This is a genomic window from Mycobacterium sp. NGS18 (assembly GCF_059813185.1).
Genome location: NZ_JCALEC010000001.1, coordinates 590,223 through 614,899 on the forward strand (window position 1 = coordinate 590,223; position 24,677 = coordinate 614,899).

General features: G+C 70.1%; 25 protein-coding genes. 17 read left to right on the forward strand and 8 right to left on the reverse strand.

Annotated elements, in window-relative coordinates; all coding sequences use genetic code 11:
• Window positions 1-63: 63 nt before the first annotated feature.
• Both miaB and AC5Y31_RS02935 read left to right on the forward strand, forming a co-directional pair.
• Window positions 64-1,557, forward strand: coding sequence for a tRNA (N6-isopentenyl adenosine(37)-C2)-methylthiotransferase MiaB (miaB, locus tag AC5Y31_RS02930; protein WP_301636295.1), 1,494 nt, complete (start codon window positions 64-66; stop codon window positions 1,555-1,557).
• A complete protein-coding gene (locus AC5Y31_RS02935) occupies window positions 1,554-2,159 on the forward strand; it encodes an Rv2732c family membrane protein (RefSeq protein WP_065022960.1) in 606 nt (201 codons plus the stop codon). Before miaB ends, AC5Y31_RS02935 begins: the two co-directional genes overlap by 4 nt.
• Here the strand turns inward: AC5Y31_RS02935 and AC5Y31_RS02940 are convergent.
• The 3 genes from AC5Y31_RS02940 to AC5Y31_RS02950 all read right to left on the reverse strand — a co-directional run bounded on the left by AC5Y31_RS02940 (window position 2,125) and on the right by AC5Y31_RS02950 (window position 4,695).
• Window positions 2,125-2,805: a phosphodiesterase gene (locus AC5Y31_RS02940; protein ID WP_499977909.1), complete on the reverse strand. Its 681-nt coding sequence runs from the start codon at window positions 2,803-2,805 to the stop codon at window positions 2,125-2,127. The two genes, AC5Y31_RS02935 and AC5Y31_RS02940, sit on opposite strands and share 35 nt — an antisense overlap.
• Entirely contained in the window at window positions 2,805-3,263 is a 459-nt protein-coding gene (locus AC5Y31_RS02945; RefSeq protein WP_301635084.1) for an SRPBCC family protein, read from the reverse strand. Before AC5Y31_RS02945 ends, AC5Y31_RS02940 begins: the two co-directional genes overlap by 1 nt.
• 100 nt (window positions 3,264-3,363) lie before the next feature.
• On the reverse strand, window positions 3,364-4,695 hold the full coding sequence (locus AC5Y31_RS02950; RefSeq protein WP_499977911.1) for a DUF349 domain-containing protein: 1,332 nt from the start codon (window positions 4,693-4,695) through the stop codon (window positions 3,364-3,366).
• Between the two features lie 356 nt (window positions 4,696-5,051).
• Here AC5Y31_RS02950 and AC5Y31_RS02955 point away from each other — a divergent pair, with 356 nt between their 5' ends.
• From AC5Y31_RS02955 to AC5Y31_RS03000, 10 genes are all read left to right on the forward strand, one after another.
• Window positions 5,052-5,930 (forward strand): DMT family transporter, encoded by an 879-nt coding sequence (locus tag AC5Y31_RS02955; protein WP_499977912.1) that lies wholly within the window; start codon window positions 5,052-5,054, stop codon window positions 5,928-5,930.
• A 56-nt stretch (window positions 5,931-5,986) separates the two neighbouring features.
• A complete protein-coding gene (locus AC5Y31_RS02960; RefSeq protein ID WP_065024006.1) occupies window positions 5,987-6,904 on the forward strand; it encodes a DMT family transporter in 918 nt (305 codons plus the stop codon).
• A 10-nt stretch (window positions 6,905-6,914) separates the two neighbouring features.
• Window positions 6,915-7,583 (forward strand): class III extradiol ring-cleavage dioxygenase family protein, encoded by a 669-nt coding sequence (locus tag AC5Y31_RS02965; protein ID WP_499977915.1) that lies wholly within the window; start codon window positions 6,915-6,917, stop codon window positions 7,581-7,583.
• Window positions 7,580-8,485, forward strand: a complete 906-nt coding sequence (gene miaA, locus AC5Y31_RS02970) for a tRNA (adenosine(37)-N6)-dimethylallyltransferase MiaA (RefSeq protein WP_499977917.1) — start codon at window positions 7,580-7,582, stop codon at window positions 8,483-8,485. Before AC5Y31_RS02965 ends, miaA begins: the two co-directional genes overlap by 4 nt.
• Before the next feature lie 4 nt (window positions 8,486-8,489).
• On the forward strand, window positions 8,490-9,368 hold the full coding sequence (gene dapF, locus AC5Y31_RS02975) for a diaminopimelate epimerase (protein ID WP_499977919.1): 879 nt from the start codon (window positions 8,490-8,492) through the stop codon (window positions 9,366-9,368).
• The gene (gene hflX / locus AC5Y31_RS02980; protein WP_499977921.1) at window positions 9,365-10,765 is read left to right on the forward strand and encodes a GTPase HflX; all 1,401 of its coding nucleotides are present in this window, start codon (window positions 9,365-9,367) and stop codon (window positions 10,763-10,765) included. Before dapF ends, hflX begins: the two co-directional genes overlap by 4 nt.
• A gap of 267 nt (window positions 10,766-11,032) precedes the next feature.
• Window positions 11,033-12,355 carry a DEAD/DEAH box helicase gene (locus AC5Y31_RS02985; RefSeq protein ID WP_499977922.1) on the forward strand — a complete coding sequence of 441 codons (1,323 nt, stop codon included), beginning with the start codon at window positions 11,033-11,035 and terminating at the stop codon, window positions 12,353-12,355.
• Window positions 12,356-12,430: 75 nt separating this feature from the next.
• Window positions 12,431-13,522 carry a methyltransferase gene (locus AC5Y31_RS02990; protein WP_499977924.1) on the forward strand — a complete coding sequence of 364 codons (1,092 nt, stop codon included), beginning with the start codon at window positions 12,431-12,433 and terminating at the stop codon, window positions 13,520-13,522.
• A 93-nt stretch (window positions 13,523-13,615) separates the two neighbouring features.
• Window positions 13,616-14,776, forward strand: a complete 1,161-nt coding sequence (locus AC5Y31_RS02995) for an acyl-CoA dehydrogenase family protein (protein WP_065024000.1) — start codon at window positions 13,616-13,618, stop codon at window positions 14,774-14,776.
• A gap of 198 nt (window positions 14,777-14,974) precedes the next feature.
• A complete protein-coding gene (locus tag AC5Y31_RS03000) occupies window positions 14,975-16,924 on the forward strand; it encodes an LGFP repeat-containing protein (RefSeq protein ID WP_234787352.1) in 1,950 nt (649 codons plus the stop codon).
• On the opposite strand, the gene AC5Y31_RS03005 is transcribed toward AC5Y31_RS03000, so the two are convergent.
• The 3 genes from AC5Y31_RS03005 to AC5Y31_RS03015 are packed head-to-tail and all read right to left on the reverse strand — an operon-like array spanning window position 16,925 to window position 19,052.
• Window positions 16,925-17,374, reverse strand: a complete 450-nt coding sequence (locus tag AC5Y31_RS03005; protein ID WP_499977926.1) for a nuclear transport factor 2 family protein — start codon at window positions 17,372-17,374, stop codon at window positions 16,925-16,927.
• Between the two features lie 17 nt (window positions 17,375-17,391).
• Window positions 17,392-18,375, reverse strand: coding sequence for an NAD(P)H-dependent flavin oxidoreductase (locus AC5Y31_RS03010; protein WP_065023997.1), 984 nt, complete (start codon window positions 18,373-18,375; stop codon window positions 17,392-17,394).
• Complete coding sequence (locus tag AC5Y31_RS03015; RefSeq protein WP_499977928.1) at window positions 18,372-19,052, reverse strand: helix-turn-helix transcriptional regulator; 681 nt, start codon at window positions 19,050-19,052, stop codon at window positions 18,372-18,374. Before AC5Y31_RS03015 ends, AC5Y31_RS03010 begins: the two co-directional genes overlap by 4 nt.
• Before the next feature lie 92 nt (window positions 19,053-19,144).
• Between AC5Y31_RS03015 and folE the strand changes: the two genes are divergently transcribed.
• Complete coding sequence (gene folE, locus AC5Y31_RS03020; RefSeq protein WP_065024010.1) at window positions 19,145-19,750, forward strand: GTP cyclohydrolase I FolE; 606 nt, start codon at window positions 19,145-19,147, stop codon at window positions 19,748-19,750.
• 15 nt (window positions 19,751-19,765) lie between these two features.
• Here folE and lexA read toward each other — a convergent pair whose 3' ends face one another.
• The gene (gene lexA / locus AC5Y31_RS03025; RefSeq protein ID WP_065023995.1) at window positions 19,766-20,467 is read right to left on the reverse strand and encodes a transcriptional repressor LexA; all 702 of its coding nucleotides are present in this window, start codon (window positions 20,465-20,467) and stop codon (window positions 19,766-19,768) included.
• 212 nt (window positions 20,468-20,679) lie between these two features.
• Between lexA and AC5Y31_RS03030 the strand changes: the two genes are divergently transcribed.
• The 3 genes from AC5Y31_RS03030 (at window position 20,680) to AC5Y31_RS03040 (ending at window position 22,313) form a co-directional block, all read left to right on the forward strand.
• Window positions 20,680-21,183, forward strand: a complete 504-nt coding sequence (locus AC5Y31_RS03030; protein WP_499977930.1) for a LysM peptidoglycan-binding domain-containing protein — start codon at window positions 20,680-20,682, stop codon at window positions 21,181-21,183.
• A gap of 144 nt (window positions 21,184-21,327) precedes the next feature.
• Window positions 21,328-21,792, forward strand: coding sequence for a transcriptional regulator NrdR (nrdR, locus tag AC5Y31_RS03035; RefSeq protein WP_065023993.1), 465 nt, complete (start codon window positions 21,328-21,330; stop codon window positions 21,790-21,792).
• A 35-nt stretch (window positions 21,793-21,827) separates the two neighbouring features.
• Window positions 21,828-22,313 carry a peroxynitrite isomerase gene (locus AC5Y31_RS03040; protein ID WP_065023992.1) on the forward strand — a complete coding sequence of 162 codons (486 nt, stop codon included), beginning with the start codon at window positions 21,828-21,830 and terminating at the stop codon, window positions 22,311-22,313.
• Between the two features lie 6 nt (window positions 22,314-22,319).
• Here AC5Y31_RS03040 and AC5Y31_RS03045 read toward each other — a convergent pair whose 3' ends face one another.
• A complete protein-coding gene (locus AC5Y31_RS03045; protein WP_065023991.1) occupies window positions 22,320-23,294 on the reverse strand; it encodes a proteasome assembly chaperone family protein in 975 nt (324 codons plus the stop codon).
• 266 nt (window positions 23,295-23,560) lie between these two features.
• On the opposite strand from AC5Y31_RS03045, the gene AC5Y31_RS03050 reads away from it, so the two are divergent.
• On the forward strand, window positions 23,561-24,619 hold the full coding sequence (locus tag AC5Y31_RS03050) for a DUF4192 domain-containing protein (RefSeq protein WP_065024009.1): 1,059 nt from the start codon (window positions 23,561-23,563) through the stop codon (window positions 24,617-24,619).
• Window positions 24,620-24,677: the final 58 nt, after the last annotated feature.

The following is a 24,677-nucleotide window of genomic DNA, read 5'->3' on the forward strand; positions in this document are numbered from 1 at the left end:
TCGACCCTACCCAGGAGGCGCCCGCCGCCGTACCCGGTCTTGATCAATCCGATCGATCCGCTCATCGCCGGCGGCCGTACCATAGTCCGGGTGAGTTCGCCGGTGATTTCCGAACAGCTGCGCACCTATGAGGTGCGTACCTACGGCTGTCAGATGAATGTTCACGACTCCGAACGCATCGCCGGCATGCTCGAACAGGCCGGTTACCGCCGCGCCGCCGCGGGCTCCGACGCCGACCTGGTGGTGTTCAACACCTGCGCGGTGCGCGAGAACGCCGACAACAAGCTGTACGGCAACTTGAGCCACCTGGCGCCGAACAAGCGCAGCAACCCGGACATGCAGATCGCGGTCGGGGGCTGCCTGGCCCAAAAAGACAAGGACGGTGTGCTCAGCCGGGCGCCGTGGGTGGACGTCGTGTTCGGCACCCACAACCTGGGTTCACTGCCGGTGCTGCTGGAGCGGGCCCGGCACAACCGGCAAGCCCAGGTCGAGATCATCGACTCGCTGCGGGAGTTCCCGTCGTCGCTGCCGGCGGCACGGGAATCGGCTTACGCGGCCTGGGTTTCCATCTCGGTGGGCTGCAACAACAGCTGCACCTTTTGCATCGTGCCGTCGCTGCGGGGCCGCGAAGTGGACCGCAGCCCCGACGACATTCTCGCCGAAGTCGCCGCACTGGCCGACCAGGGCGTTCTCGAGGTGACGCTGCTGGGCCAGAACGTCAACGCCTACGGTGTCTCGTTCGCCGACCCGGAGTTACCCCGCGACCGCGGCGCGTTCGCGTCGCTGCTGCGGGCCTGCGGCGACATCGAGGGCTTGGAGCGGGTCCGGTTCACCTCCCCACACCCGGCCGAGTTCACCGACGACGTCATCGAGGCGATGGCGCAGACCCGCAACGTCTGTCCCACGCTGCACATGCCGCTGCAATCCGGCTCGGATGCGGTGCTGCGGGCGATGCGCCGCTCCTACCGGGCCGAGCGCTACCTGGGCATCCTCGACCGGGTCAGGGCCGCCATTCCGGATGCAGCGATCACCACCGATCTGATCGTCGGATTCCCGGGCGAGACCGAGCAGGACTTCGCCGAGACCCTGGAGGTGGTGGCCGCGGCCCGATTCTCCGCCGCGTTCACCTTCCAGTACTCCAAGCGTCCCGGCACGCCGGCCGCCGAGTTGCCGGATCAGCTCCCCAAAGAGGTTGTCCAGCAACGCTACGACCGGCTGATCGAACTGCAGGAGCAGATCTCGCTGGAAGAGAACCAGGCGCAGATCGGCCGCACCGTCGAACTGCTGGTGGCGGTCGGGGAGGGGCGCAAGGACGCGCAGACGGCGCGGATGAGCGGCCGGGCCCGCGACGGCCGGCTGGTGCACTTCGTCCCGGGCGGCGCGCAGGTGCGTCCCGGTGACGTGGTGACCACGACCGTGACCGGCGCGGCACCGCATCACCTGCTGGCCGACGGGGATCTGCTGAGCCACCGCCGCACCAAGGCGGGCGACATCGCGGCCGGGCCCCCGCCCGGGGTCGGGCTGGGCATGCCGAAGATGCCGGGAGCCGCGCGGTGAACGGCCGAGCCGACAACGCCGGGGAGCACGGGGACTTCGAGGCCTACCGGGCCGACATCGAAGCCGCGGAGCGCCGGGTGGCCAGCGAAATCGACCCCGGCGGTAGGGGCCTGGTCGTCGCGATCGGCGTGTTCGTGCTGCTGGGATCGTTTCTGCTGCCGCACACCGGGGCGGTGCGGGGCTGGGACGTGCTGTTCGCCACCAATGGCGCCGACGAGGCAATGGTGTCGCTGCCTTCGCGCCTGTTCATGTGGCTCGCGCTGGTGTTCGGCGCCGGGTTCTCGATGCTGGCCCTGCTGACCCGCCGCTGGACGGTGGCGTGGGTGGCGCTGGCGGGCTCAGCGGTGGGCAGCGTGGCCGGCCTGCTGGCCGTGTGGTCCCGGCAGACCGTGGCCCAAGGCCATCCGGGCCCCGGTTTCGGGCTCATCCTGGCCTGGGTCACGCTGATCGTGCTGACGTTTCATTGGGCCCGGGTGGTGTGGTCGCGCACCGCGCTGCAGTTGGCCGCCGAAGAGGAGCGCCGCCGCAACACCGCGCAGCGCCAGGTCCTGGGCCTGCTCGACGAGCTCAGGCCTCCTGAGGACCAGCCGCCGCGCGACTAGCCGCCGGCGCGTCCCTGCCGTCGCGGCTGCCGCGATAGGCCTGGGCCCGCAGTTCGGCGAGCCACCGGGGCCGCAGGTGCACCCCCGGTGCGGTGTTGACAACCGGATCGAATGACACGTCCTCGCCGTGATCGAGGCCGGTGAGCACCAGCCGGGCCAGCGGGCGAAATCCCGCGGTGCCGCGGGCCTGGTCGAGGTCGAAGCAGACCCGGTCCCGCTCGATCTGATCGCCGATGCTGCCCAGCGCCACTCCGAAGCCGTGGACCGGCGTGCTCAGCCGTGCCCGCAACCACCACGTGCTGTCGCGGTAGCCCAGCGGCATGAGCGTGGTCATCGTCAGGCCCGCCCACGACACGACGGGCCGCAACCCGACCGCCCGGCCCACGGCCCCCGAACCCGCTGACACCAGCAGGATGTCCCAGGGGCCCGGCGCCCGCAGGGCCAGTCCGATCGCGTCGGGCAGCGGCCCCGGGGTGCCCGCGCCCTTGGAGATCCGAGCGACGACCTCCGACGAGGCCAGCGGAAGGCCCTCGTCGGCGGGTGCGATCCGCTCGAGAAAGCCGGTCGCCAACACCCCGGTGGGATGAAACACCCGCCGGGACCGCGCCGCGGCGCCCCAGCGAAACACCTGCGCGGCCGGGTCCATCAGCGGCGCGGCACGTCTCCGCGCCACGAGCCGGTTTCGGCGGGCACGTTCTCGATGAAGTCTTTGAACCGCTTGAGATCCGCGTGGACACGGTGGTCGAGGATGTTCAGCTTGTCGGCGACGTTCTCCACGACACCGTCCGGGTCGATGTCCATCTGGGTGGTCACCCGAGTGGTGTCCTCGTCGATCTTGTGGAATGTGACCACGCCGCCGTGCCGGGGGCCGCTGTCGGATCGCCAGGCCACCCGTTCTTCGGGGTGCTGTTCGGTGATCGTCGCGTCGAACTCGCGGGTCGCTGGCCCGACCTTGATCGTCCAGTGCAGGTGGGTGTCGTCGCGCTGTTGGATCCGCTCAACGCCCTCCATGAACAGCGGGAACGACTCGAACTGGGTCCACTGGTTGTAGACCGTGCGGATCGGTCGCTTGACGTCGAGTGCGGCGGTGATGTTGCTGGCCATAGTTACCCCCAAGTGAGATGGTCGCCAGTGAGACGGTTGTTGTCACTGTGGGGTTAGCCCGGTGCACCCGAGCGCCAAACATCGCCGGGTCAGCGCCGGGTCAGCGCCGGTTGAGCGCCTGCTCGGCGGCCTGCGCCCATTGCCGCCACTGCTCGGCGCTGGCGGTGGCCTCCGCAGCCTCCTTGTCCCGGCCGGCGGCCTGGGCCTTTTGCGCCTGACGTTCGAATTGTTCGGCGCGGGTACGGAATTGGGCAGCGCGGGCCTCGGCCTCGGGATCCACCACGGACGCCTCGGCGGCGGCGCCGGCATCCCGGACCTTCTTCTCCACCGCCCGCAACCGCCGCTCCAGCTCGGCGGAGCGCTCCCGGGGCACCTTGCCGGTCGCGTCCCACTTGGTGACGATCGACCGCAGCGCGGCGCGTGCCGCATTCTGGTTGGCCGGGTCGATCCGCTCGGCCTCGGCCAGCAGCGCCTCTTTCGCCGTGGCATTGGCCACCAGTTCGGCGTCGCGTTCGGCGTTGGCGGCATTGCGCGCGGTGAAGAACGTGTCCTGGGCGGCCTTGAACCGCTGCCACAGCGCCTCGTCGAGATCCTTGCTGGCCCGCCCGGCCGCCTTCCAGGTGTTGAGCAGCTCCCGGAACGCGGCACTGGTGACCGCCCAGTCCGTCGAGCCGGCCAGCTCCTCGGCGCGTTTGCACAACCGTTCCTTCTCCTCGCGCGCCCCGGCACGTCCGCGGTCGAGGTCGGCGAAGTGCGACCCGCGCCGGCGATTGAAGCCGTCCCGGGCCGCCGCGTAGCGCTTCCACAGCGCGTCGTCGGTCTTGCGGTCCAGGCCGGTGATCGTGCGCCACTCCTCGAGGATGGTGCGCAGCCGGTCGCCGGCGGCTTTCCACTGCGTCGAATTCGCGGCCAGCTCCTCGGCCTCGGCGGCCAGTGCCTCCTTGCGGGCGGTCGCGGCGGCCCGCTGCTCATCGCGCTGTGCCCGGTTGGCGGCGGCGGCGGCGCCGGCACGCTCGCCGACCGTGGCGATGCGTGCCGCCAGCGCGTCCACGTCACCGAGAACACTTGCCGTCGGCAACGTCTCGGCCAGCGCCGCCGCGGACGCCTTGATCTTGCGGGCGTCGCCGCTTCCGGAGGCCAGCCGCTCCTCGAGCAGGGTCACCTCGGTGCTCAGGTCGTCGAACCGCCGGCCGAAGTGCGCGAACGCGGCCTCGGGGTCGCCGGCCTGCCACGAGCCGATCTGCCGCTCGCCGGACGAGGTGATCAGCCACACCGTGCCGTCGTCGTCGACCCGTCCGAAGCGGTGCGGATCGCTGGCCGGCGGGCCGGCGATCACCGGGCCGGGGCGGGCACCCGGCTTGGGACCGGGACGCGGGCCCGGACGCGGGCCCGGGCGAGGAGGTGGGGCGGAGGAACCGCTGTCGATAGTCATCGCTGTCGTCACCTCACCCTTCGCGGGAGACCCGCGCACCTGCCGCGCACCGCGGCGCCTTGCCTCTAGAAGTATCCAAGCGTATTCAAGCAGGTACCCGCCACGCTGTGCCGCTAACTCGGCGGTTCAGCGAGGCTCGACGGAGGAGAGGCGAAGCTGGGACCGCCGTTGGGGCCGGGCGGTTCAGCGAGGCTCGACGGAGGAGAGGCGAAGCTGGGGCCGCCGTTGGGGCCGGGCGGTTCAGCGAGGCTCGACGGAGGAGAGGCGAAGCTGGGGCCGCCGTAGGGGCCGGGCGGTAACCTGTTCGATCGCCGACGGGTGTCACTGGGATACCGCAGGCTTTGAGGAGTCCGCCAGTGGCGAAAGAGACCGTCGTCGTCTTGCTCGCACTCGCCGCGGCGCTCTTCGTCGCGATCAGCGATGTGATCCACCAGCGCAGCGCCCACCGGGTCGCCGACGAGTCGATCGGCCACCTTGCGCTGTTCGCTCGCTTGCTGGCCGACCGGCGCTGGTGGGTGGGCAGCGGGGTGGCCGCGGTGGGTTTCGTCCTGCAGGCCGCCGCGCTCGGGCTGGGCTCGGTGCTGCTGGTGGAGTCGCTGCTGGTGACCTCGTTGCTGTTCGCTCTGCCGCTCAGTGCGCGGCAGTCCGGCCGGCGACTGGGCCGGTCGGTCTGGATGTGGGCGGCGCTGTTGGTCGCCGCCGAAACCGTGATCATCACCGTCGGTCACCCCACCGCAGGGCAGGCCCGCGCCTCGTTCGACACCTGGATCTGGGTGATCGCAGTGCTGGGTCCGGCGGTAGTGCTGTGCCTGGTGGGGGCGCGCGTCTGGCCCGGGCGGGTCGAGGCGGTGCTGCTCGCGGCGGCGTCGGCCATCTCCTGGGGCGTCGTCGCCGTGCTGACCAAGGGACTCGTCGAGTTGATCGGCGACGGACTGCGGCCGCTGGTGAGCTCGCCGGAGCTATACGCGTGGGCGGCGCTCGCGGTGGCAGGTACCGTGTTTCAGCAGTCGTCGTTTCGCGCCGGAGCACTGACCGCCTCGTTGCCGACGATGACGGTGCTGGAGCCGACGGTGGCTGCGGCGCTGGGCGTGGCGTTGCTCGGTGAGGTGGTCCGGCCCGGCCGCAGCGGCGGGTTCCTGCTGGCCGCGGCGCTGGTCATGCTGGTCGTCGCGGTCGCGGTGTTGTCGCGAGGCGAGGCGGTGGTCGACGACGATGCGGCTGCCCCCGCGGCGTAGCGTTGCCCGGTTGCCACGCCGCCGGACGGTATTCTTGCGCGATTGTAGGGAGGGTCATGTCGACAGGGAATGTCATCGCGGCGCTGCTCGCACTGTGCGCCGCGCTGGCGTCGGCTACCGGCGACGTGATCCGCCAGCGGTCCGCGCAGGAGATCACCGACCAGCAGGTCGGTCACCTGAAGCTGTTCTGGTTGTCGCTGCGCGACCCGAAATGGTGGGGCGGCGGCGCGGCGGCGGTGGCCAACTACGCCCTGCAAGCGGCGGCATTGGCCGTGGGTTCGGTGATCCTGGTGACCGGGCTGCAGGTGACCGCGCTGCTGTTCGCGCTGCCGATGTATGCCTGGTTGACCCACCGCCGGGTGACCAACTGGGAATGGATGTGGGCGATCGTGCTGGCCGCGGCGTTGGCCGTGGTGGTGATCGTCGGGGATCCGACCGAGGGCAAACAGCACGCCCCGGCGGCTACCTGGATCACGGTGTCGGTGGTGGTGGTCACGTTGCTGCTGGCCTGCGCGGTGGCCGCCCGCCGACTCCGGGGCCGGCCGGCAGCCGCGGTGCTGCTGGCCGTGGTGGCCGGTACCTCGCTGGCGGTGTTCGCGTTGCTGACAAAAGTGCTCGTGGAGATGATCAAGGCCGAGGGTGTGGAAAACGCGCTGGAGTCGCCCGTGGTGGTGCCCTGGCTGATAGCGACGCTGGCCGGAATGATCTTCCAGCAGTCGGCGTTCCGCGCCGGCGCATTGACCGCCTCGATGCCGACGATGACGGTGGCCAAGCCGCTGGTGGCCAGCGCACTGGGGGTGCTGCTGCTCAACGAGCACATTCAGGCCGGCGGGATCGAAGACGCCGCCGTGATCATCGGGGTGGTGCTGATCGTCATCGCGACGGCGGCCTTGGCCAGGGGTGAGGCCGCCACCATCGTCGCCGACGCCGGAGGCGCCGACCGGGCCACACCGGTGGCGTCACCGACGAGCTAGCCGGGGTCTCGTGCTGGGACCGATAGCGATCGTGCCGTCGGCGCCGGTGCTGGTGCCCGAACTGGCCGGTACCGCCCCCGAGGCGGCCGAGCTGCGGGCCGCGGCGCTGGCCGCAGCCGCATCGCTGCCGCCGCGCTGGGTGGCGTTGGGTGCCGGAGCCGACGGCGTATTCGGCCCGGACACTGCCGGCAGTTTCGCCGGATTCGGCGCCGACGTGGCGGTGCGCCTGGCCCCGGGCGTCGAGCGACCGGCCGACCTGCCGTTGGGTGTCCTGGTCGCCGGCTGGATGCGCGGGCAGTTGCGGCCGGATACCTCGGTGATGGTTCACGCCCACACCGACCCGGCCGCCGCGCTGGCCGCCGGCAGGCGGCTACGTGCCCAAATCGAGCAGTCACCGGAGCCGATCGGGGTGCTGGTGCTGGCCGACGGCGCCAACACCCTGACCGCGGCCGCGCCCGGCGGGCACCACCCCGAAGACGTCGGCGTTCAGCGCGCCCTCGACGACGCCTTGGCCGCCGGCGACGTCGCCGCACTGGCCGACTTGCCGCCGCAGATCGTCGGGCGGGCGGCATTCGCGGCGCTGGCCGGCCTGGTCGAAACCCCGCCGCGCACTGCCACACAGCTCTACCGCGACGCCCCCTACGGCGTCGGCTACTTCGTCGGGGTCTGGGAGCCGTGAGGCCGATCGCGGTCGTGGGGCCCACCGGCACCGGCAAGTCGCAGCTCGCGCTGGACCTGGCCGAACGGCTCGGCGCGGAGATCGTGAACGCCGACGCCATGCAGCTCTACCGCGGCATGGACATCGGCACCGCCAAGCTGTCGCCGACGGAACGACGGGGCATCGCGCACCACCAACTCGACGTCCTCGACGTCACCCAGACCGCGACCGTGGCCCGCTATCAGCAGGCCGCAGCCGAAGACGTCGAGGCGATCGCGGGCCGCGGCGCGGTCCCGATCATCGTCGGCGGGTCGATGCTCTACCTGCAGGCGCTGCTCGACGACTGGTCGTTTCCGGCCACCGACCCGGCGGTGCGGGCCCGCTACGAGCAGCGACTGACCGAGGCCGGCGTGGCGGCGTTGCACGCCGAGCTGGCCGTCGCCGACCCGGCCGCGGCGTCGGCGATCCTGCCCACCGACGGCCGGCGCATCGTGCGGGCGCTGGAGGTGGTGGAGCTGACCGGGCGGCCGTTCGCCGCTTCGGCGCCCACTATCGGCGACCCACGCTGGGACACGGTGATCATCGGATTGGATTGCGACACAAGTCTTCTCGATGAACGGCTGGCCGCCCGCACCGACACGATGTTCGCCCGCGGACTGGTCACTGAGGTCGCGACGCTGTTGGCGTCCGGGTTGCGCGACGGGGTCACCGCCGCCCGGGCCCTGGGCTATGCCCAGGTGATTGCCGACCTCGATGCGGGCGGTGACGGTTCCGGCGCCCGAGAGCCGACCTTCATCGGCACCCGCCGCTATGTGCGCCGCCAGCGGTCCTGGTTTCGCCGCGATCACCGCATCACCTGGTTGGACAGTGCCGCCGACGGTCTGCTCGACGCGGCGCTGGCCGCGTGGCGGCACGTATCCTGAGCACATGCTTTTCGCCAAGGGCCACGGCACCCAGAACGACTTCGTCGTATTGCCGGACCTGGGCGTGGAACTGGATCTGAAGGCTGCCGCGGTGGCCGCGCTGTGTGACCGGCGCCGCGGTCTGGGCGCCGATGGCCTGCTGCGGGTGACCACGGCCGGGGCGGCCGTAGGCGCCGGGGTGCTGCAGCACCTGCCAGAAGGGGTGGCCGCCGAGGACTGGTTCATGGACTACCGCAACGCCGACGGCTCGGTGGCCGAGATGTGCGGCAACGGGGTTCGGGTGTTCGCCCACTACCTGCGGGCCACCGGCCTGGAATCGGCCGACGAGTTCGTCGTCGGCTCGCTGGCCGGGCCGCGTCCGGTGACCGTGCACCACGCCGACGCGGTGCGGGCTGAGGTCACCGTCGACATGGGCAAGCCGAACCTGCTCGGCAGCGGAGGGCCGGCTTTCGAGGCCATCGTCGGCGGGCGGCGCTTCGCCGGCCTGGGCGTCGACGTCGGCAACCCACACCTGGCGTGTGTGGACCAGGGGCTGTCGGTCGCCGAACTGGCTGCCCTGGACGTGGCCGCACCGGTGTCCTTCGACCCCGCCCAGTTCCCCGACGGCGTCAACGTGGAGATCCTGACCGCCGCCCGCGACGGCGCGGTGTCGATGCGGGTGCACGAACGCGGGGTGGGGGAGACCCGGTCCTGCGGCACCGGGACGGTGGCCGCCGCGGTGGCCGCGTTGGCCCACGGCGGCGCGTCGACCGGCACGCTGCGCGTCGACATCCCCGGGGGACAGGTCAGCGTCACCGTCACCGAGGCCACCAGCTATCTGCGCGGCCCGTCGGAACTGGTGGCGCGCGGTGACATCGCACCGAGCTGGTGGGCGGCGCTGTGAGCTATCCGGAGGTCCCCAGCACCGGTGAACTGGCCCTCGACGACCGCTCCGCGCTGCGCCGGGTCGCGGGGCTGTCCACCGAGCTCGCCGACGTTTCCGAGGTCGAATACCGCCAGCTGCGTCTGGAGCGGGTGGTGTTGGTCGGGGTGTGGACGGAGGGCAGCGCCGCCGAGGCCGACGCCAGCATGGTGGAACTGGCGGCGCTGGCCGAAACCGCCGGGTCCGAGGTGCTCGAGGGGCTGATCCAGCGTCGTGAGCGGCCCGACCCGTCGACCTACATCGGCTCGGGGAAGGCCGTCGAGTTGCGTGAGGTGGTGCTGGCCACCGGCGCCGACACCGTCATCTGCGATGGCGAGCTGTCCCCGGCGCAGCTGACCGCGCTGGAGAAGGCGGTCAAGGTCAAGGTGATCGACCGCACCGCGTTGATCCTGGACATCTTCGCTCAGCACGCCACCAGCGCCGAGGGCAAGGCGCAGGTGGCGTTGGCGCAGATGCAGTACATGCTGCCGCGACTGCGTGGTTGGGGCGAGTCGATGTCGCGACAGGCCGGTGGCCGGGCCGGTGGCAGCGGCGGCGGGGTGGGGCTGCGCGGCCCCGGCGAGACCAAGATCGAAACCGACCGGCGCCGGATACGGGAGCGGATGGCCAAGCTGCGCCGCGAGATCAAGGCGATGAAGCAGGTGCGCGACACCCAGCGCAGCCGCCGCATGCATAGCGACGTCCCCTCGGTCGCGATCGTCGGCTACACCAACGCCGGCAAGTCCAGCCTGCTCAACGCGCTGACCGGCGCCGGGGTGCTGGTTCAAGACGCACTGTTCGCCACGCTGGAACCCACCACGCGCCGTGGGCTTTTCGAGGACGATCGACCTTTCGTGCTGACCGACACCGTCGGTTTCGTTCGCCATCTGCCCACCCAGTTGGTGGAAGCCTTCCGTTCCACGCTGGAGGAGGTCGCCGACGCCGAGCTGTTGGTCCATGTCGTCGACGGTTCCGATCCGGCACCGCTGAGTCAGATCAGTGCGGTCCGCCAGGTGGTTTCCGAGGTGATCGCCGAGCGGGACGGCCAGCCGGCCCCGGAACTGCTGGTGGTCAACAAGATTGACTCCGCCGGTGACTTGGCGTTGGCACAGCTGCGCCGGGCGTTGCCCGACGCGGTGTTCGTTTCGGCGCGCACCGGCGACGGCATCGACGCGCTGCGCCGCCGGATGGGGGAGCTGGTGTCGCCGGTCGATACCGCGGTGGATGTCGTCATCCCTTATGGCCGTGGTGATTTGGTGGCCCGAGTACACGAACACGGCCGGGTGCAGCAGGCCGAGCACGGTGACGGCGGCACCCGGATTCGCGCGCGGGTGCCCGCCGCGCTGGCCGCCAGCCTGCGCGAATTCGGCCAGGCGTAGCAGCCGTTCGCGGCGTGTGATCGGTCACAGAAGTTTCGGGCTGCGCGCACCGGTGCGCTAGGCTCACAATCAACGCTGGTGTCCAAGGACGCCGGTACGTCGTGGAACGCTTACTCACCACCGATATCCGGTGGACGGTGCGTCCAGCACAAGCTCTTCTCGCGGCGATCGATTTTGCCCACCGGCAATCTCGCCACTTTGCGCCGCCAGTCACCCGACCTCTTACGGCTTGAGCAGCGCAACCGATGCCGGAAAGGCACCGCACTCATGATCACATCCTTCGCCGACCTCGGCGTGCCCGCACCACTGGTGGCGGCGCTGCACGACAACGAGATCACCGCGCCGTTTCCGATCCAGATCCGTACCCTGCCCGACACTCTGGCCGGGCGCGACGTGCTGGGCCGCGGAAAGACGGGCAGCGGCAAGACGCTGGCGTTCTCAATTCCCTTGGTAGCCAGGCTCGCCGACACCAGACGACACCCGAACCGGCCGTCGGGTCTGATACTCGCGCCCACCCGGGAGCTGGCCACCCAGATCACCGCGACGGTCAAACCCCTTGCGGCGGCTTACGGCTTGACGGTCACCACCATCTTCGGCGGGGTGGCGCAGAGCCGGCAGGAGACGGCGCTGCGCGGCGGCGTCGACATCGTGGTGGCCTGCCCGGGGCGCCTTGAAGACCTGATGAAGCAGAAGCTGATCAGCCTGGACGACGTGCAGATCACCGTGCTCGACGAAGCCGACCACATGGCCGACCTCGGCTTCCTGCCGGGCGTCACGCGGATTCTGGCCGCTACGCCGGCCACCGGTCAGCGGCTGCTGTTCTCGGCGACCCTGGACAACGGGGTGGACAAGCTGGTGCGGCGCTTCCTGCACGACCCGGTGTCGCACTCGGTCGATGACATCGCCGCGCCGCCGCCGGCCATGACCCATCACGTGTTCCACGTCGCGGGGGCGCAGGACAAAAAGGATCTGGTGCACCGGTTGGCGTCCGGCACCGGCCGCCGAATCCTGTTCATGCGCACCAAACATCAGGCCCGTAAGCTCGCCAAGCAACTGACCGAGGCCGGTATCCCGTCAGTGGACCTGCACGGCAACCTGTCTCAGCCCGCGCGGGACCGCAACCTGGCCGCGTTCAGCACCGGGGCGGCTCGAGTGCTGGTGGCCACCGACATCGCTGCGCGCGGCGTGCACGTCGATGAGGTGCAGCTGGTGGTCCACGTCGACCCGCCGGCCGAACACAAGGCCTACCTGCACCGCTCGGGTCGCACCGCACGCGCCGGCAGCGCCGGCGACGTGGTCACCGTTGTGTTGCCCGAACAGCGCAGGGACACCCAGGTGCTGCTGCGCCGGGCCGGGATCACCGTCGCCCCGCAACAGGTCGGCGTCGACTCGGTGCCGGTGCAAGCGTTGGTCGGCGAGGTCGCCCCGTTGCAGATGCCCGCCCCCAAGGCGGCCCCACCGCCGCGTCCCGCGTCGCCGAAGAACCGCGGATCGGGCAGCGGCCGGCGGCGTCGTGCCGCGGCGCCGGGAGCCCCGCAGCGACCGGCACGGCGGGGCGGTTCGCGCCGGACCGGTGCGGACGCGCGGTAATCCGCACCGGAGACCTCCAAGTGAAGTAGCCGGCTACCCTAGTGCCGCCGTCCCCGGCAGGGGTTTGCTCGAGGGATGTCTGCACCCACCAGGTTGCCGCCGCCCAGGCTGGTCCGCGCCGTCGAGCGGGTCCGCGACAGGCTATACCGGCTCCATCAGCGGCTTGCGCCGGCGCCGGCGGTGATGATGGAGATGATCCTCGCCGCCTGGATGTCCCAGGCGATCACCGTGGCCGCCGAACTCGGCGTCGCCGACGCCCTCGCTGACGGCCCCCAGCCCATCGAAGAATTGGCGAGCAGAGTCGGGGCGAACCCCGACGCGCTGGCCCGGTTGCTGCGGGCACTGATCAGTCGCGGCGTGTTTCGCCGCCGCCGCGACGGCCGCTATGAGCTGAACGCGCTGGCCGACACCCTGCGCCGCGACGGTTTCCCGTCGATGGCCGGCATGGCACGGTTCGTCGGGTCACCGCAGCATCGTGAGCATTGGAGCCTGCTGGCCGACGCGGTCCGGACCGGTAAAGCCGTCATCCCGCAGCTACGCGGTATGCCTGCTTTCGACTACCTGGCGCAGGAGCCTGATCTTGCCGAGGTGTTCAACCAGGCGATGACCAGCGGCTCGGAGTGGGCGGTGGCACCGCTGGTGTCGGCCTACGACTTCAGTGGCTATCCGACGATCGTCGACGTCGGGGGCGGGCACGGCCGGCTGCTGGCCGCAGTCCTGGCGGCCGCTCCGCACGCCCGCGGTGTGTTGTACGACCTGCCGCACGTCGTCGCGGGTGCCCCGGCGCTACTGGCCGAGCACCGGGTGACAGACCGGGTTCGCGTCGTCGCGGGATCGTTCTTCGATCAGGTCCCCAACGGCGGGGATGCCTACCTGCTCAAGAACGTCATCCACGATTGGCCGGATGAGCAGGCCGCCCAGATTCTGCAGAACGTGCGGGCGGCGACCCGGCCCGGTGCGGTGGCGTTGTTGGTCGAACTGGTGATTCCCGAGCACGACCGGGAGTTCTTGGGCAAGTGGGCGGACCTGGAGATGCTGGTGGGGGCGGCGGCCCGCGAGCGTACCGCCGCCGAATACCGCGGTCTTCTCCAGCAGGCCGGGTTTGCGATGACGCGCGTGGTGCCGACCGCGTCGCCGTTCAGTGTGGTGGAGGCGCGGGCGGTGTGACTACTTGGGCGGTCAGCGCGGGCCCATGACCTACCAACCATCCGGTTGGTCTATTGTCGTCGGAAAGATTCCGTCGATCTCGGAGGTCAGGCGATGAGCGCCGCAGTCAAGTACCAGCGAACCCTGTTCGAGCCTGAGCACGAGCTGTTCCGGGAGTCCTACCGGGCGTTTTTGGACCGCCACGTCGCGCCGCACCACGAGGAGTGGGAGAAGGCCAAGATCGTCGACCGCGGCGTCTGGCTCGAAGCCGGCAAGCAGGGCTTTTTGGGCATGGCGGTGCCCGAGGAGTACGGCGGCGGCGGCAACCCGGACTTCCGTTACAACACGATCATCACCGAGGAGACCACCGCGGGTCGCTACAGCGGCATCGGGTTCAGCCTGCACAACGATGTCTGCGCGCCGTACCTGCTGGAACTGTGCAACGACGAGCAGAAGCAGCGCTGGCTGCCCAAGTTCTGCACCGGTGAACTGATCACCGCGATCGCAATGACCGAGCCCGGAACCGGTAGCGACCTGCAGGGCATCAAGACCCGGGCGGTCAAACAGGGCGACCACTACGTCCTGAACGGGTCGAAGACGTTCATCACCAACGGCATCCACTCCGACCTGGTCATCGTGGTCGCCCAGACCGACCCAGAGAAGGGCGCGCAGGGCTTCAGCCTGCTAGTGGTGGAACGCGGCATGGAGGGCTTCGAACGCGGACGCCACCTGGACAAGATCGGGCTGGACGCCCAGGACACCGCCGAGCTGTCGTTCACCGACGTGCACGTGCCGGTCGAGAACCTGCTCGGTCAGGAGGGCATGGGCTTCATCTACCTGATGCAGAACCTGCCCCAGGAACGGATCTCGATCGCGATCATGGCCGCCGCGGCGATGGAGGCCACCCTCGAGCAGACCATCACCTACACCAAGGAACGCAAGGCGTTCGGCAAGCCGATCGGCAGCTTCCAGAACAGCCGGTTCCTGCTGGCCGAGCTGGCCACCGAGGCCACCGTGGTGCGGATGATGGTCGACGAGTTCATCCGGCTGCACCTGGACAAGCAGCTGACGGTGGAGCAGGCCGCGATGGCCAAGTGGTACACCACCGAGAAGCAGGTCCACCTGATCGACCGCTGCCTGCAGTTGCACGGCGGCTACGGCTACATGCGCGAATACCCGATCGCCCGGGCCTACCTGGATTCACGGGTGCAGACGATCTACGGCGGCACCACCGAGATCATGAAGGAGATCATCGGCCGCAGCCTGGGTGTCTAGCCCCCTGGCGATCAGGGCCGTGAGCTGCGAATTCCGCGGTATCGGGCGCTCGGTGGCGGCTGGTGGCTTCGGCATCGATTCGGCATCGGCTAGGTATCTGTTTCCGCAATATCGATGACTTCGCTTCGCAATACGGGTCGATTGCGGGAAGGTTTATGCCGGAAACATTTGCGTCGATTGCGGTGCCTGGGAGGGCTGGTGACTAGTCGGAAAGATCGGTTCGGCAAGACGGCGGTGCGCATTGCGCTCGGCCTCGCGACGACGGTCACCGTGCTGCTGTCGGTACAGACCGCGGCGGCGACGCCGGACAGCGACGCCCATGACGCCATCACCGCGGCATGGCAGGCCGCCGGCGGCGATGGCTCCCCACTGGGCCCGCCCAAGGGCGACGTGCACCCGGCCGGCGTCGGATTCGCCCAGGACTTCACCGGCGGCACGATGTTCTTCACCCCCGAAACCGGTGCCAAGGCGCTCTATGGCGCCATCCTCGACAAGTACGAGGCCCTGGGCGGGGCGGCCACCAACGACCTCGGGTTTCCCAACATCGATGAGGTGCCGGGGCTGGTCCCGAACAGCCGGGTGGCGATCTTCTCCGGTCGCGACAACCCGGTGATCTTCTGGACGCCCGAGCACGGCGCCCACGTGGTCCGCGGCCCGATCAACGCCGGCTGGGACAAATTGGGCAGCTCCACCGGCGCGCTCGGGGTGCCGGTCGAGGACGAGAACTACGACGGTGCGGTGGTGACCCAGAAGTTCAGCGCCGGCGCGCTGTCCTTCGACGGGGCGACCAAGACGTTCACCACGGTGCCGCCGGAGCTGGCGGCCCAGCTGGCCGACCTGCAGGTTCAGCTCGACCCGACCGCGGCCATCGACCAGGCCTGGCGCACCGCCGGCGGCCCCTCGGGCGCGCTCGGCGCCAAGCAGGGCGACGAGTATGTGGTCGGCAACGACGGCGTGGGCCAGGATTTCGCGCACGGCAAGGTCTACTTCTCGCCGGCCACCGGAGCCAACGCGGTCGAAGGCGAAGTCCTGGCCAAATACGAGTCGCTGGGCGGTCCGGCCGGCAGCGATCTGGGCTTCCCGATCACCAGCACCGCCGACGGTTCCCTCGCCGGAAGCAAGTTCAATTCCTTTGCCGCCGAAGATGACCCGGTGATCTTCTTCAGCCCGGACAACGGCGCCTTCGTGGTGCGCAGCGCGATGAAGGCGGCCTGGGACAAGCTCGACGGTGCGTCCGGGAAGCTGGGCGCCCCGGTGGGCGATCAGGCCCTCGACGGGGACGTGGTTTCGCAGAAGTTCACCGGTGGGGCGATCTCCTGGAACCAGACGACCAACACCTTCAGCGCCGAACCGGCCGAACTGGCGCAAGCCTTGTCGGGCTTGCAGATTCCCGGGGCGAACCTGCCCAACAGCAGCACGTCCACGGCGCCCGGTGTCGCCAAGGAGACGCACTGGAACTGGCTGTGGGTGCTGATCCCGGTCGCGGTGCTGGTGGTGCTGGGGGCGCTGGCGGCCGCGGCGATGTGGTGGCAGCGCCGCCGGCCGGCCGCGGCGCCCGAGGAGCGGGCGCCGGTCGCGGTGCCCGCCCCGGTCAGCGACGACTACGACGACGATGACGAGGCGTGGGCCCACCAGGAGCAGCAGGACCACGAGGGCACGGTTCGGCTGCCGAGCCGATACGGCAGCTCGTCGTTCGGTGCGGCACCCGAGGAGTCGCCGGATCAGTCGATTCCGGATGCGCCCTGGCTGCACTACGGCGAATCCGACGCCGGCGACGAACCCGACGACGATGACGAGGCGGACACCGCGCCGACGCGGGTGGTGACCGAGGAGGATCTGGGTACCGGCCGGCACGCCGTGGGGCACGGGGCTTCGGGCAGCGAATCGCGCGCTTTCGGCTCGGGGGCGCAACCTCGCGCGTTCGGCGCGGGCCGGCGCAGCTTCGGTGCCGAGGAGTCGGTCCATCCGGTGATGCACCTGCCGCTGGATGACCCCTACCAGCAGCCGGAGGGCTACCCGATCAAGGCGAATATCGGCTCGGGGCTCTACTACACCCCGCAGAACGCCCTGTACGACGACACGCTCGCCGAGATCTGGTTCGCCACCGAGGATGCGGCCCGGCTCAACGGATTCACCAGGGCGGGCTGATCACCGCAGCGGCAGCGAGTTTCGTTCACTGTCCGGGCGGGGCCCGAAGATCCGGCGCTGATCTTCGGTGATGGCGACGTCGTCGATGCTGGACTCGCGGCGGCTCATCCGGCCGTCGTCGGCGAACTCCCACAGCTCGTTGCCGTAGCTGCGCCACCACTGACCGTCGGCGTCCCGGCTTTCGTACTGGTAGCGCACCGCGATCCGATTGCCGTGATAGCACCACAGCTCTTTGCGCAGCGCGTAGTCGCGCTCGCGCTCCCATTTGCGGCGCAGGAACGCCTCGATTTCGGCGCGCCCGCTGATGAACTCGTCGCGATTGCGCCAGACCGAGTCGTCGGTGTAGGCCTGCGCCACCCGCTCGGGGTCGCGGGTGTTCCAGGCGTCCTCGGCGGCGGCGACCTTACGTTGCGCCGACTCCTCGTCGAACGGCGGGCACGGGCCGAACATGCCGGCCTCCCTGGGTGTCACGGCGTCAACCGCGCCAGGGCTTCGGCGGCCGGAACGATGTCGTGGATGCGGTGGATCGTCTCGCCGGCGTAGAGCGCCGATCTCTCGACGACGGCCGGGTCCATCCCGGCCAGCGGCAGCGCCGGGGTATACAGCGGCACCGTCGGCCGCTGGAGGGCAAGGATCGTGCCCTGGGCGCTCACCGGCATCAGCCGGCTCAGTCGCGCACCGGCCCGATTGAATGCCCGCACCGCCGGTGGCCCGAGTTCGTTGCGCGCACACCAGCGTTCGGTGGCCGCATTCGGGATGACCCGGTGCGCCAGCGGCCAGCCCATGCCGAACAACATCGTGCGGATGGTTCGCTGGGCGCCGAGCACCTTGTGCTTGTAGGCCGGATGTGCGCGCGACTCCTCGGTGAGCAGAAAGCGGGTGCCGGCAATCGCTCCGGCGGCCCCGGCGGCCAGCAGTGCCCGGACGTCGTCGGCGTCGGCGACCCCACCGGCGGCCAGCACCGGTGCTCCGCCTGCGGCCTCAAGCACCTCGGGCAGGGTCACCTCCAGCGGCCGGTCGGCCATCAGGTGGCCGCCGGCCTCGACGCCTTGGGCCACCAGTCCGTCAGCGCCGGCGGCCAGCGCCCGGCGGGCTTGCGCGGCGTCACCGGCGGTGCACAGCACCGGGATTCGCGCCGCCCGCAGTGCGGCGATCCCGCGTGCCGGAGCGCCGTCGTGAAACACCACCAGGGCGGCGCCGGCCGTGATGCAGGCATCGATGTGGGCGCGGCGGGCGAACGGCACCAACAGATTGGCCGCCACCGGACGCCCACCGGCCAGCGTCACGGCGCGACGCAGCTCCGCGGCGAAGCGGCGCGGATCGCTCAGCCCGACGGTGCCCAGCCCGCCGGCCGCCGATACCGCACCGGCCAACTCCGCTCCGGCCACGCCGCCGCCCATCCCGGCCTGCATGATCGGGGCGCTCAATCCCAGCGACTCCAGCAGACTCATCGGTGCGGCCCGACATGTTCGAGGGCGCGGACCGTGACGCAGCACCGCCGCTCGCATGGAGTCAGCGCCGCGCGCTGCGGCGGTTCGCCGGCGCCCTCCAGCATGCCCCGGATCAGCTGCAGATTGAGCCCGCACACCTCTTCGGTGTACTGGCGCGCCAGGCGTTCGAACGGGCAGTTGCGCAGCTCGATATCGCCATCGCCGGTGACCGCCGGCTCATAGCCGAACTCGCAGAGCGCGTCGAAGACGTCGTGTTCGGCTGCCCCGGTCCGCCCGGCCCGGCGGGCCGCTGCCGCGATCGCCGAGCGCACGGTGCCGGCGTCATCGGCGACCATGGCGGTGACCAACAGGTCGGCCAGCAAAGCGTAGTTGCGCGGCGGCACGCTCACCGAAAGCTCGTCTCGGGTGCGCGAATAACGTTTGGCAGGGCGCCCGGCACCGGGCCCGGAGCGGCCGGCCGGCCGGGCGTAGCTCACCGAGAGAATCCCCGCCTCGGCCAGTTTATCGAGGTGGTAGGCCGCCAGGGTGCGGCTGATGCCGGCGGCGCTCGCGGCGTCGTCGCGGGCCACCGGCTCGTCGCGGGATGCGATGTACTGATAGAGCCGCTGCCGCACCGGATCGTCCAGAGCGCTCAATCCGGCTAACGGATCCAGGCCGCCGCAGGGTGGGGTGCTCATCGTCCCAATGTAACACCAAAAAATGTTGACAAATAGGGTCGAATGCGGTCAATCTGAACGCATCGCTGACACGTGGGATGGGGGAGATTGAGATGTCGGTAGCCGTCTACGCCGACCTGCGGGTGGTTGATGGGCCGGTCCCGGACCTGGACGCCGCCGAGCAGGCCGCCGCGGCGTTCCTGCACGCCCTGGGCGTCTCCACCGACGATGAGGCGCTTGCGGGTACACCGCGCCGGATGGCGCGGGCCTATGCGGAGATGTTCTCCCCAAAGCCGTTCGAGGCCACCACTTTTCCCAACGACGAGGGATACGACGAACTGGTGCTGGTGCGCGACATCCCGTTCCGTTCGGTCTGCGAGCACCATCTGCTGCCGTTCACCGGAACCGCCTGTGTCGCTTACCTGCCCGGCGATCGCATCCTCGGCCTGTCCAAGCTGGCCCGGGTCGTGGACTACTTCGCCTGCCGGCCGCAGGTGCAGGAACGCCTCACCAAGCAGGTGGCCGACTGGCTCACCGAGCACCTGCGCCCGCGTGCTGTCGGGGTGGTGATCCGCGCCGAGCACACCTGCATGACGTTGCGCGGCGTACACGCCACCGGGTCGACCACCGTGACCTCGACCCTGCTGGGCACGCTGCGAACCGACGCGCGCTCCCGCCAGGAGTTCTTCTCCCTGGTCGGCATCGGCGGTAGCCGGTAGCCGCCGAATCGCCGGTCAGATCTTGCGGATGACGGTCACGACCTTGCCCAGCACCACCGCGTCGTTGCCCGGGATGGGGTCGAAAACCGGATTGTGCGGCATCAGCCAGACCTGACCGCCGGCCCGTTTGAAGGTCTTGACGGTGGCCTCGCCATCGATCATCGCTGCCACGATGTCGCCGTTGTCGGCGACGTTCTGCTGGCGCACCACCACCCAGTCGCCGTCGCAGATCGCGGCGTCCACCATCGACTCACCGACCACCTTGAGCAGGAATAGCTCGCCTTCGCCCACCAGTTCGCGGGGGAGCGGGAAGACGTCTTCGACCGCTTCCTCGGCCAGGATCGGCCCGCCGGCCGCGATCCGGCCCAGCACCGGAACGAAGGTGGGTTCGGGCAGCGCATCGGATCCGGCCAACTCCGTCCGTGGAGCCGAGCCGGAGGCCACGGCCGATTCGTCCGGGCCGCGGACGTCGACGGCGCGGGGCCGGTTGGGGTCACGACGCAGGTAACCCTTGCGTTCCAGCGTGCGCAGCTGGTGGGCGACCGAGGAGGTCGAGGTCAGCCCGACGGCGTCGCCGATCTCCCGGATGCTCGGGGGGTAGCCCCGTTCGTTCACCGAGGCGCGGATGACGTCGAGGATGGTGCGCTGCCGGGCGGTCAGCGGTGAATCGGGCACAGATGCCAGTCCCGGGCCGGTGGTCTTGCTGCTGTCGCTCATAGCGGCGAATGTAGTCCTCTGGCCGCGATTAATCAAACATGTGTTCGACGCGTGTCGCGCGGGAGTTCGAAGCCGGCCGAGTATGTCGGTGGCGGTCGCTAACGTATTCGACAACGAATCGATCACACGTTCGGACATCGAACATACAATCGATTATGATTCGAACAGTCGAGCGAACAGGGTCGCCGACGCCGAGTGAGGGAGAACCGCACATGATGCTGATCGACACGAGCGCTCCGACGTTCGACCAGGTCGGGACCGACCGGTTCGGGACCCGTCGCGGTCCCGGTGTGTCGCGGCGCGCGTGCGCGGTGCAGACCCGGCCGCCGCGGCTGGTGCGGAGCCGTCCGGGCGGCGCGCCGCTTGAGCACCGGGGCAGCGGCGTGCTGATGTCGCGCACCGCGCACCGGCCGCAACCGGTCAAGCCCATCACTCCGGCGACCACCGTGGTGCTGGCCTTGATCGCCGCAGGCATCACGGTGTGGCTCGGGCTGGTCGCCCAGTTCGGTGCGTCGATGGCCGGCGGTGGCGCGCCCGCAGTGCCCGAGCAGCTGGGTGTGGTCCGGGTTCAAAGCGGCGAGAGCCTGCAGCGCTTGGCGGCCCGGGTCGCACCCGACGCGCCGACCGCTCAGGTCGTCGACCGGATCCGCGAGCTCAACAACCTGGAATCGGCCGCCGTGGACGCCGGCCAGCCGCTGATCGCGCCGATCGGCTGAACGTCGATGTCCGGCCGGCCGCGGCCCGCGCCCACTGCGGCGCGCCGCCCGGCACCCGCGCAGGTACGCTCACTGGTGTCCCAGTGGTCCGGGCCGCCCCAGCTCGTGCAGGTGTCCGGCTCTCGGCACGGCGAAGGAGCGGCCATGCATTGCCCGTTTTGTCGCCATCCAGACTCCCGGGTGGTGGACTCCCGCGAAACCGATGAAGGCCAGACCATTCGCCGCCGCCGGTCCTGCCCGGAATGCGGTCGTCGCTTCTCCACGGTGGAGACCGCGGTGCTGGCCGTGGTGAAACGCAGCGGCGTCACCGAGCCGTTCAGCCGGGAGAAGGTCATCAGCGGGGTGCGTCGGGCATGTCAGGGCCGGGACGTCGACGATGACGCGCTCAACCTGCTGGCCCAACAGGTCGAAGACGCGGTACGGGCGGCCGGCTCACCCGAGATCCCCAGCCACGAGGTGGGTTTGGCGATTCTGGGCCCCTTGCGCGAACTCGACGAAGTCGCCTACCTGCGATTCGCCTCGGTGTATCGCTCGTTCTCATCGGCGGCCGACTTCGAGCGGGAGATCGAGGCACTGCGCGAACATCGCCAGGTACCCAGCACCGGTTGAGCTCGCCGCGCCGCGCCGCGCACTACGCTGGCTCCATGGCACCCGACCTGCACGCGAATCTGGTGGAGCTGGCCCCGCTGTTGGGCACCTGGTCCGGCCGGGGCTCGGGGGTGTATCCCACGATCACGTCGTTCGACTACCTCGAAGAGGTGAGCTTCTCGCACGTCGGCAAGCCGTTTCTGATCTATGGCCAGAAGACCAAGTCGGCCGCCGACGGCCTGCCGCTGCACGCCGAGACCGGGTACCTACGCGTCCCGCAACCGGGCCGGATCGAGTGGGTGCTGGCCCACCCGAGTGGGATCACCGAGATCGAGGTGGGCAGCTACCAGGTGACCGCCGACGGCATCGATCTCGAGATGACGGCGCCGACGATCGGGCTGGCACCCACCGCCAAGAAGGTGACAGCGCTGCGCCGCCACTACCGCCTCGCCGGCGACGAATTGTCCTACACGCTGGATATGGGTGCGGTGGGTCAGCCGGCGCAGAACCACCTCACCGCCAGCCTGCGGCGAACCGGGTAGCCCCCGTCAGTCGTCGCCGCGGTCCTTCTTGGCCTCCTGGGCCAGGAAGCGTTCGAATTCGGCGCCCAGTTCGTCGGCGCTCGGCAGATCCTCGTCGCGCGCCAGCAACGAACGGTTCTCCTGGGCGGCGATGAACGCGTCGTACTGGCGTTCCAGTGCCGCCACCACCTGGGCCACCTCGGCGCTCGCCTCGACCTGCTCGTCGATCTTGGCTCGGATCTCGGCCGCGGCCACACCGAGTTCGCCCAGCGGCAACTGCAGTGAACCCGACTGGGCCGCCTGCCGCAGCAGAGCCTCGGCCGCCTCCGGGTAGTCGGTCTGCGACACGTAGTGCGGCACGTGGACGGTGAACCCGACCACCTCGTGGCCGTGCTGGGCCAGCCGATACTCCAGCAGGTTGGAGGCGCTGCCCGGGACCTGCACCTCGGCGATCCACGGGGTGAAATCGGTGATCAGCTCCCGGTTGTTGGAGTGCGCGGTCAGTGTCACCGGCCGGGTGTGCGGGACCGCCATCGGGATGGTGCCCAGCCCGATGGTCCGCCGGACCCCGAGCCGCTCGGCCAACAGCCGCACGGCGGTGATGAACCGCTCCCACTTGAGGTCCGGCTCCATGCCCGCCAGAAGCAGAAACGGCGTCCCCGCCGTGTCGCGTAGCGCGTACAGGCTGAGCTCGGGTTCGGCGTAATGGGTGAAGTGGTCGGTCTTGAAGGTCATCACCGGCCGGCGAGACCGGTAGTCGAGCAGGTCGTCGATCGCAAAAGAGGCGACCAGCTCACTGTCGAGGGTGGTCTTGAGGTGGCCGGCGGCCAGCCGGATCGCGTGGCCGGCGTCGGAGAAGCCCTCCAGCGCGTGGATGAGGACCGGACCCACGCCGTCCGGCGACGTCAGCTGAGGCGCCGGGACCTCCAGCTCGTACATGCCGCCTTGCTCGGCCTGATAATGCCGGTCCGGGGCGGGACCGGTGTCCGGTTGGTCGGCCATTGCCTCTGCCTCCTCATCGATCTCAGTGCGGATCGCACCGCCTAGTTTCCCCCACTTCGGGCCGCATCGGAAAACGATGCGCACATGCGACCGACAACGCGCGGGTGCGTCGACCGCATTCCCCGAGGGGTTCCCGTTCGCTCAGCGATGAAATCCCCTTCGATTCGCGCGCGCTCGGCTCACAGTTGCGGCTTCATCCACAAAGTGGCCGCCGACCGCACGCGGGTGCGCCCCCGATGACGGTGGGCGTCGTCAACGTTGCTGCCATGACGACGAAGCAACCCGAATTCACCTTGAATCGGCCCGGAGCGCTGATCGCGGCGCTGCCGGCCATCCTCGGCTTCGTGCCGGAGAAGTCTTTGATCCTGGTCGCGATCGACGGCGGTGAACTGGGCTCGGTGCTGCGGGTCGACCTCACCGACGAGCTGGCCGATACCGTCGGCCACCTCGCCGACGTCGCCGCGGCCGCTGCCCCGGCGGCGGCGATCGCGGTGATCGTCGACGCCGATGGAGCACATTGCCCGGTCTGCAACGACCAGCATCGCCGGCTGGTCGACGCCCTGTCGCTGGAGTTGTCGCGCCACGACATTGAGCTGCTCACCGTGCACCTGGTGGACCGGGTGGCAGCCGGGGGCCGGTGGCACTGCGCCGATGGCTGCGGCGCCGGCGGCCCGGTCGACGACCCGGAGGCCTCGCCGCTGGCTGCTGCCGCGGTGCTGGAGGGCAGGCGCCTCTACCCACGCCGAGCGGACCTGCAGGCGGTGATCGCCCCCGACGACGCGGCGCGCCGTGCCGCGGTGAGGGCCGCGATCGATGACTATGCGGCCGACCGGTCGGCCGCGGTCAAGGCCGGGGGACAGGACCGGGCCCGCCGCGACGTCGAAGCGATGCTGCAGGCCGTGATCGCGCTGGCTGATGGTGAGGAGCCCAACGAGGCGGACCTGGCGCGGCTCGGATGTTCGCTGACCGATGTGCTGGTCCGGGACACTCTGTGTGCGTTGGCAATCGGCGAACACGCCGGCGACGCGGAGATGCTGTGGTCGGTGCTGGCCCGCGCCCTGCCCGAGCCGTGGCGGGCCGAGGCGCTGGTGCTGCTGGCCTTCGGCGCCTACGCGCGCGGAGACGGACCGCTGGCCGGGGTATCGCTGGAGGCCGCGTTGCGGTGCGCGCCGGAACACCGGATGGCGGGCCTGCTCGACACGGCGCTGCAATCGGGATTGCGGCCGGACCGCATCCGCGGGCTGGCCGACACCGGATATCGGCTTGCCCGACAACTCGGGGTGCGGTTGCCGCAGCGGCAGGGTTTCGGTCAGCGGGCCGGCTGAGCCCGGCGGTTCAGCGAGGTTCGACGGAGGAGACGCGAAGCTGGGACCGCTACATGAA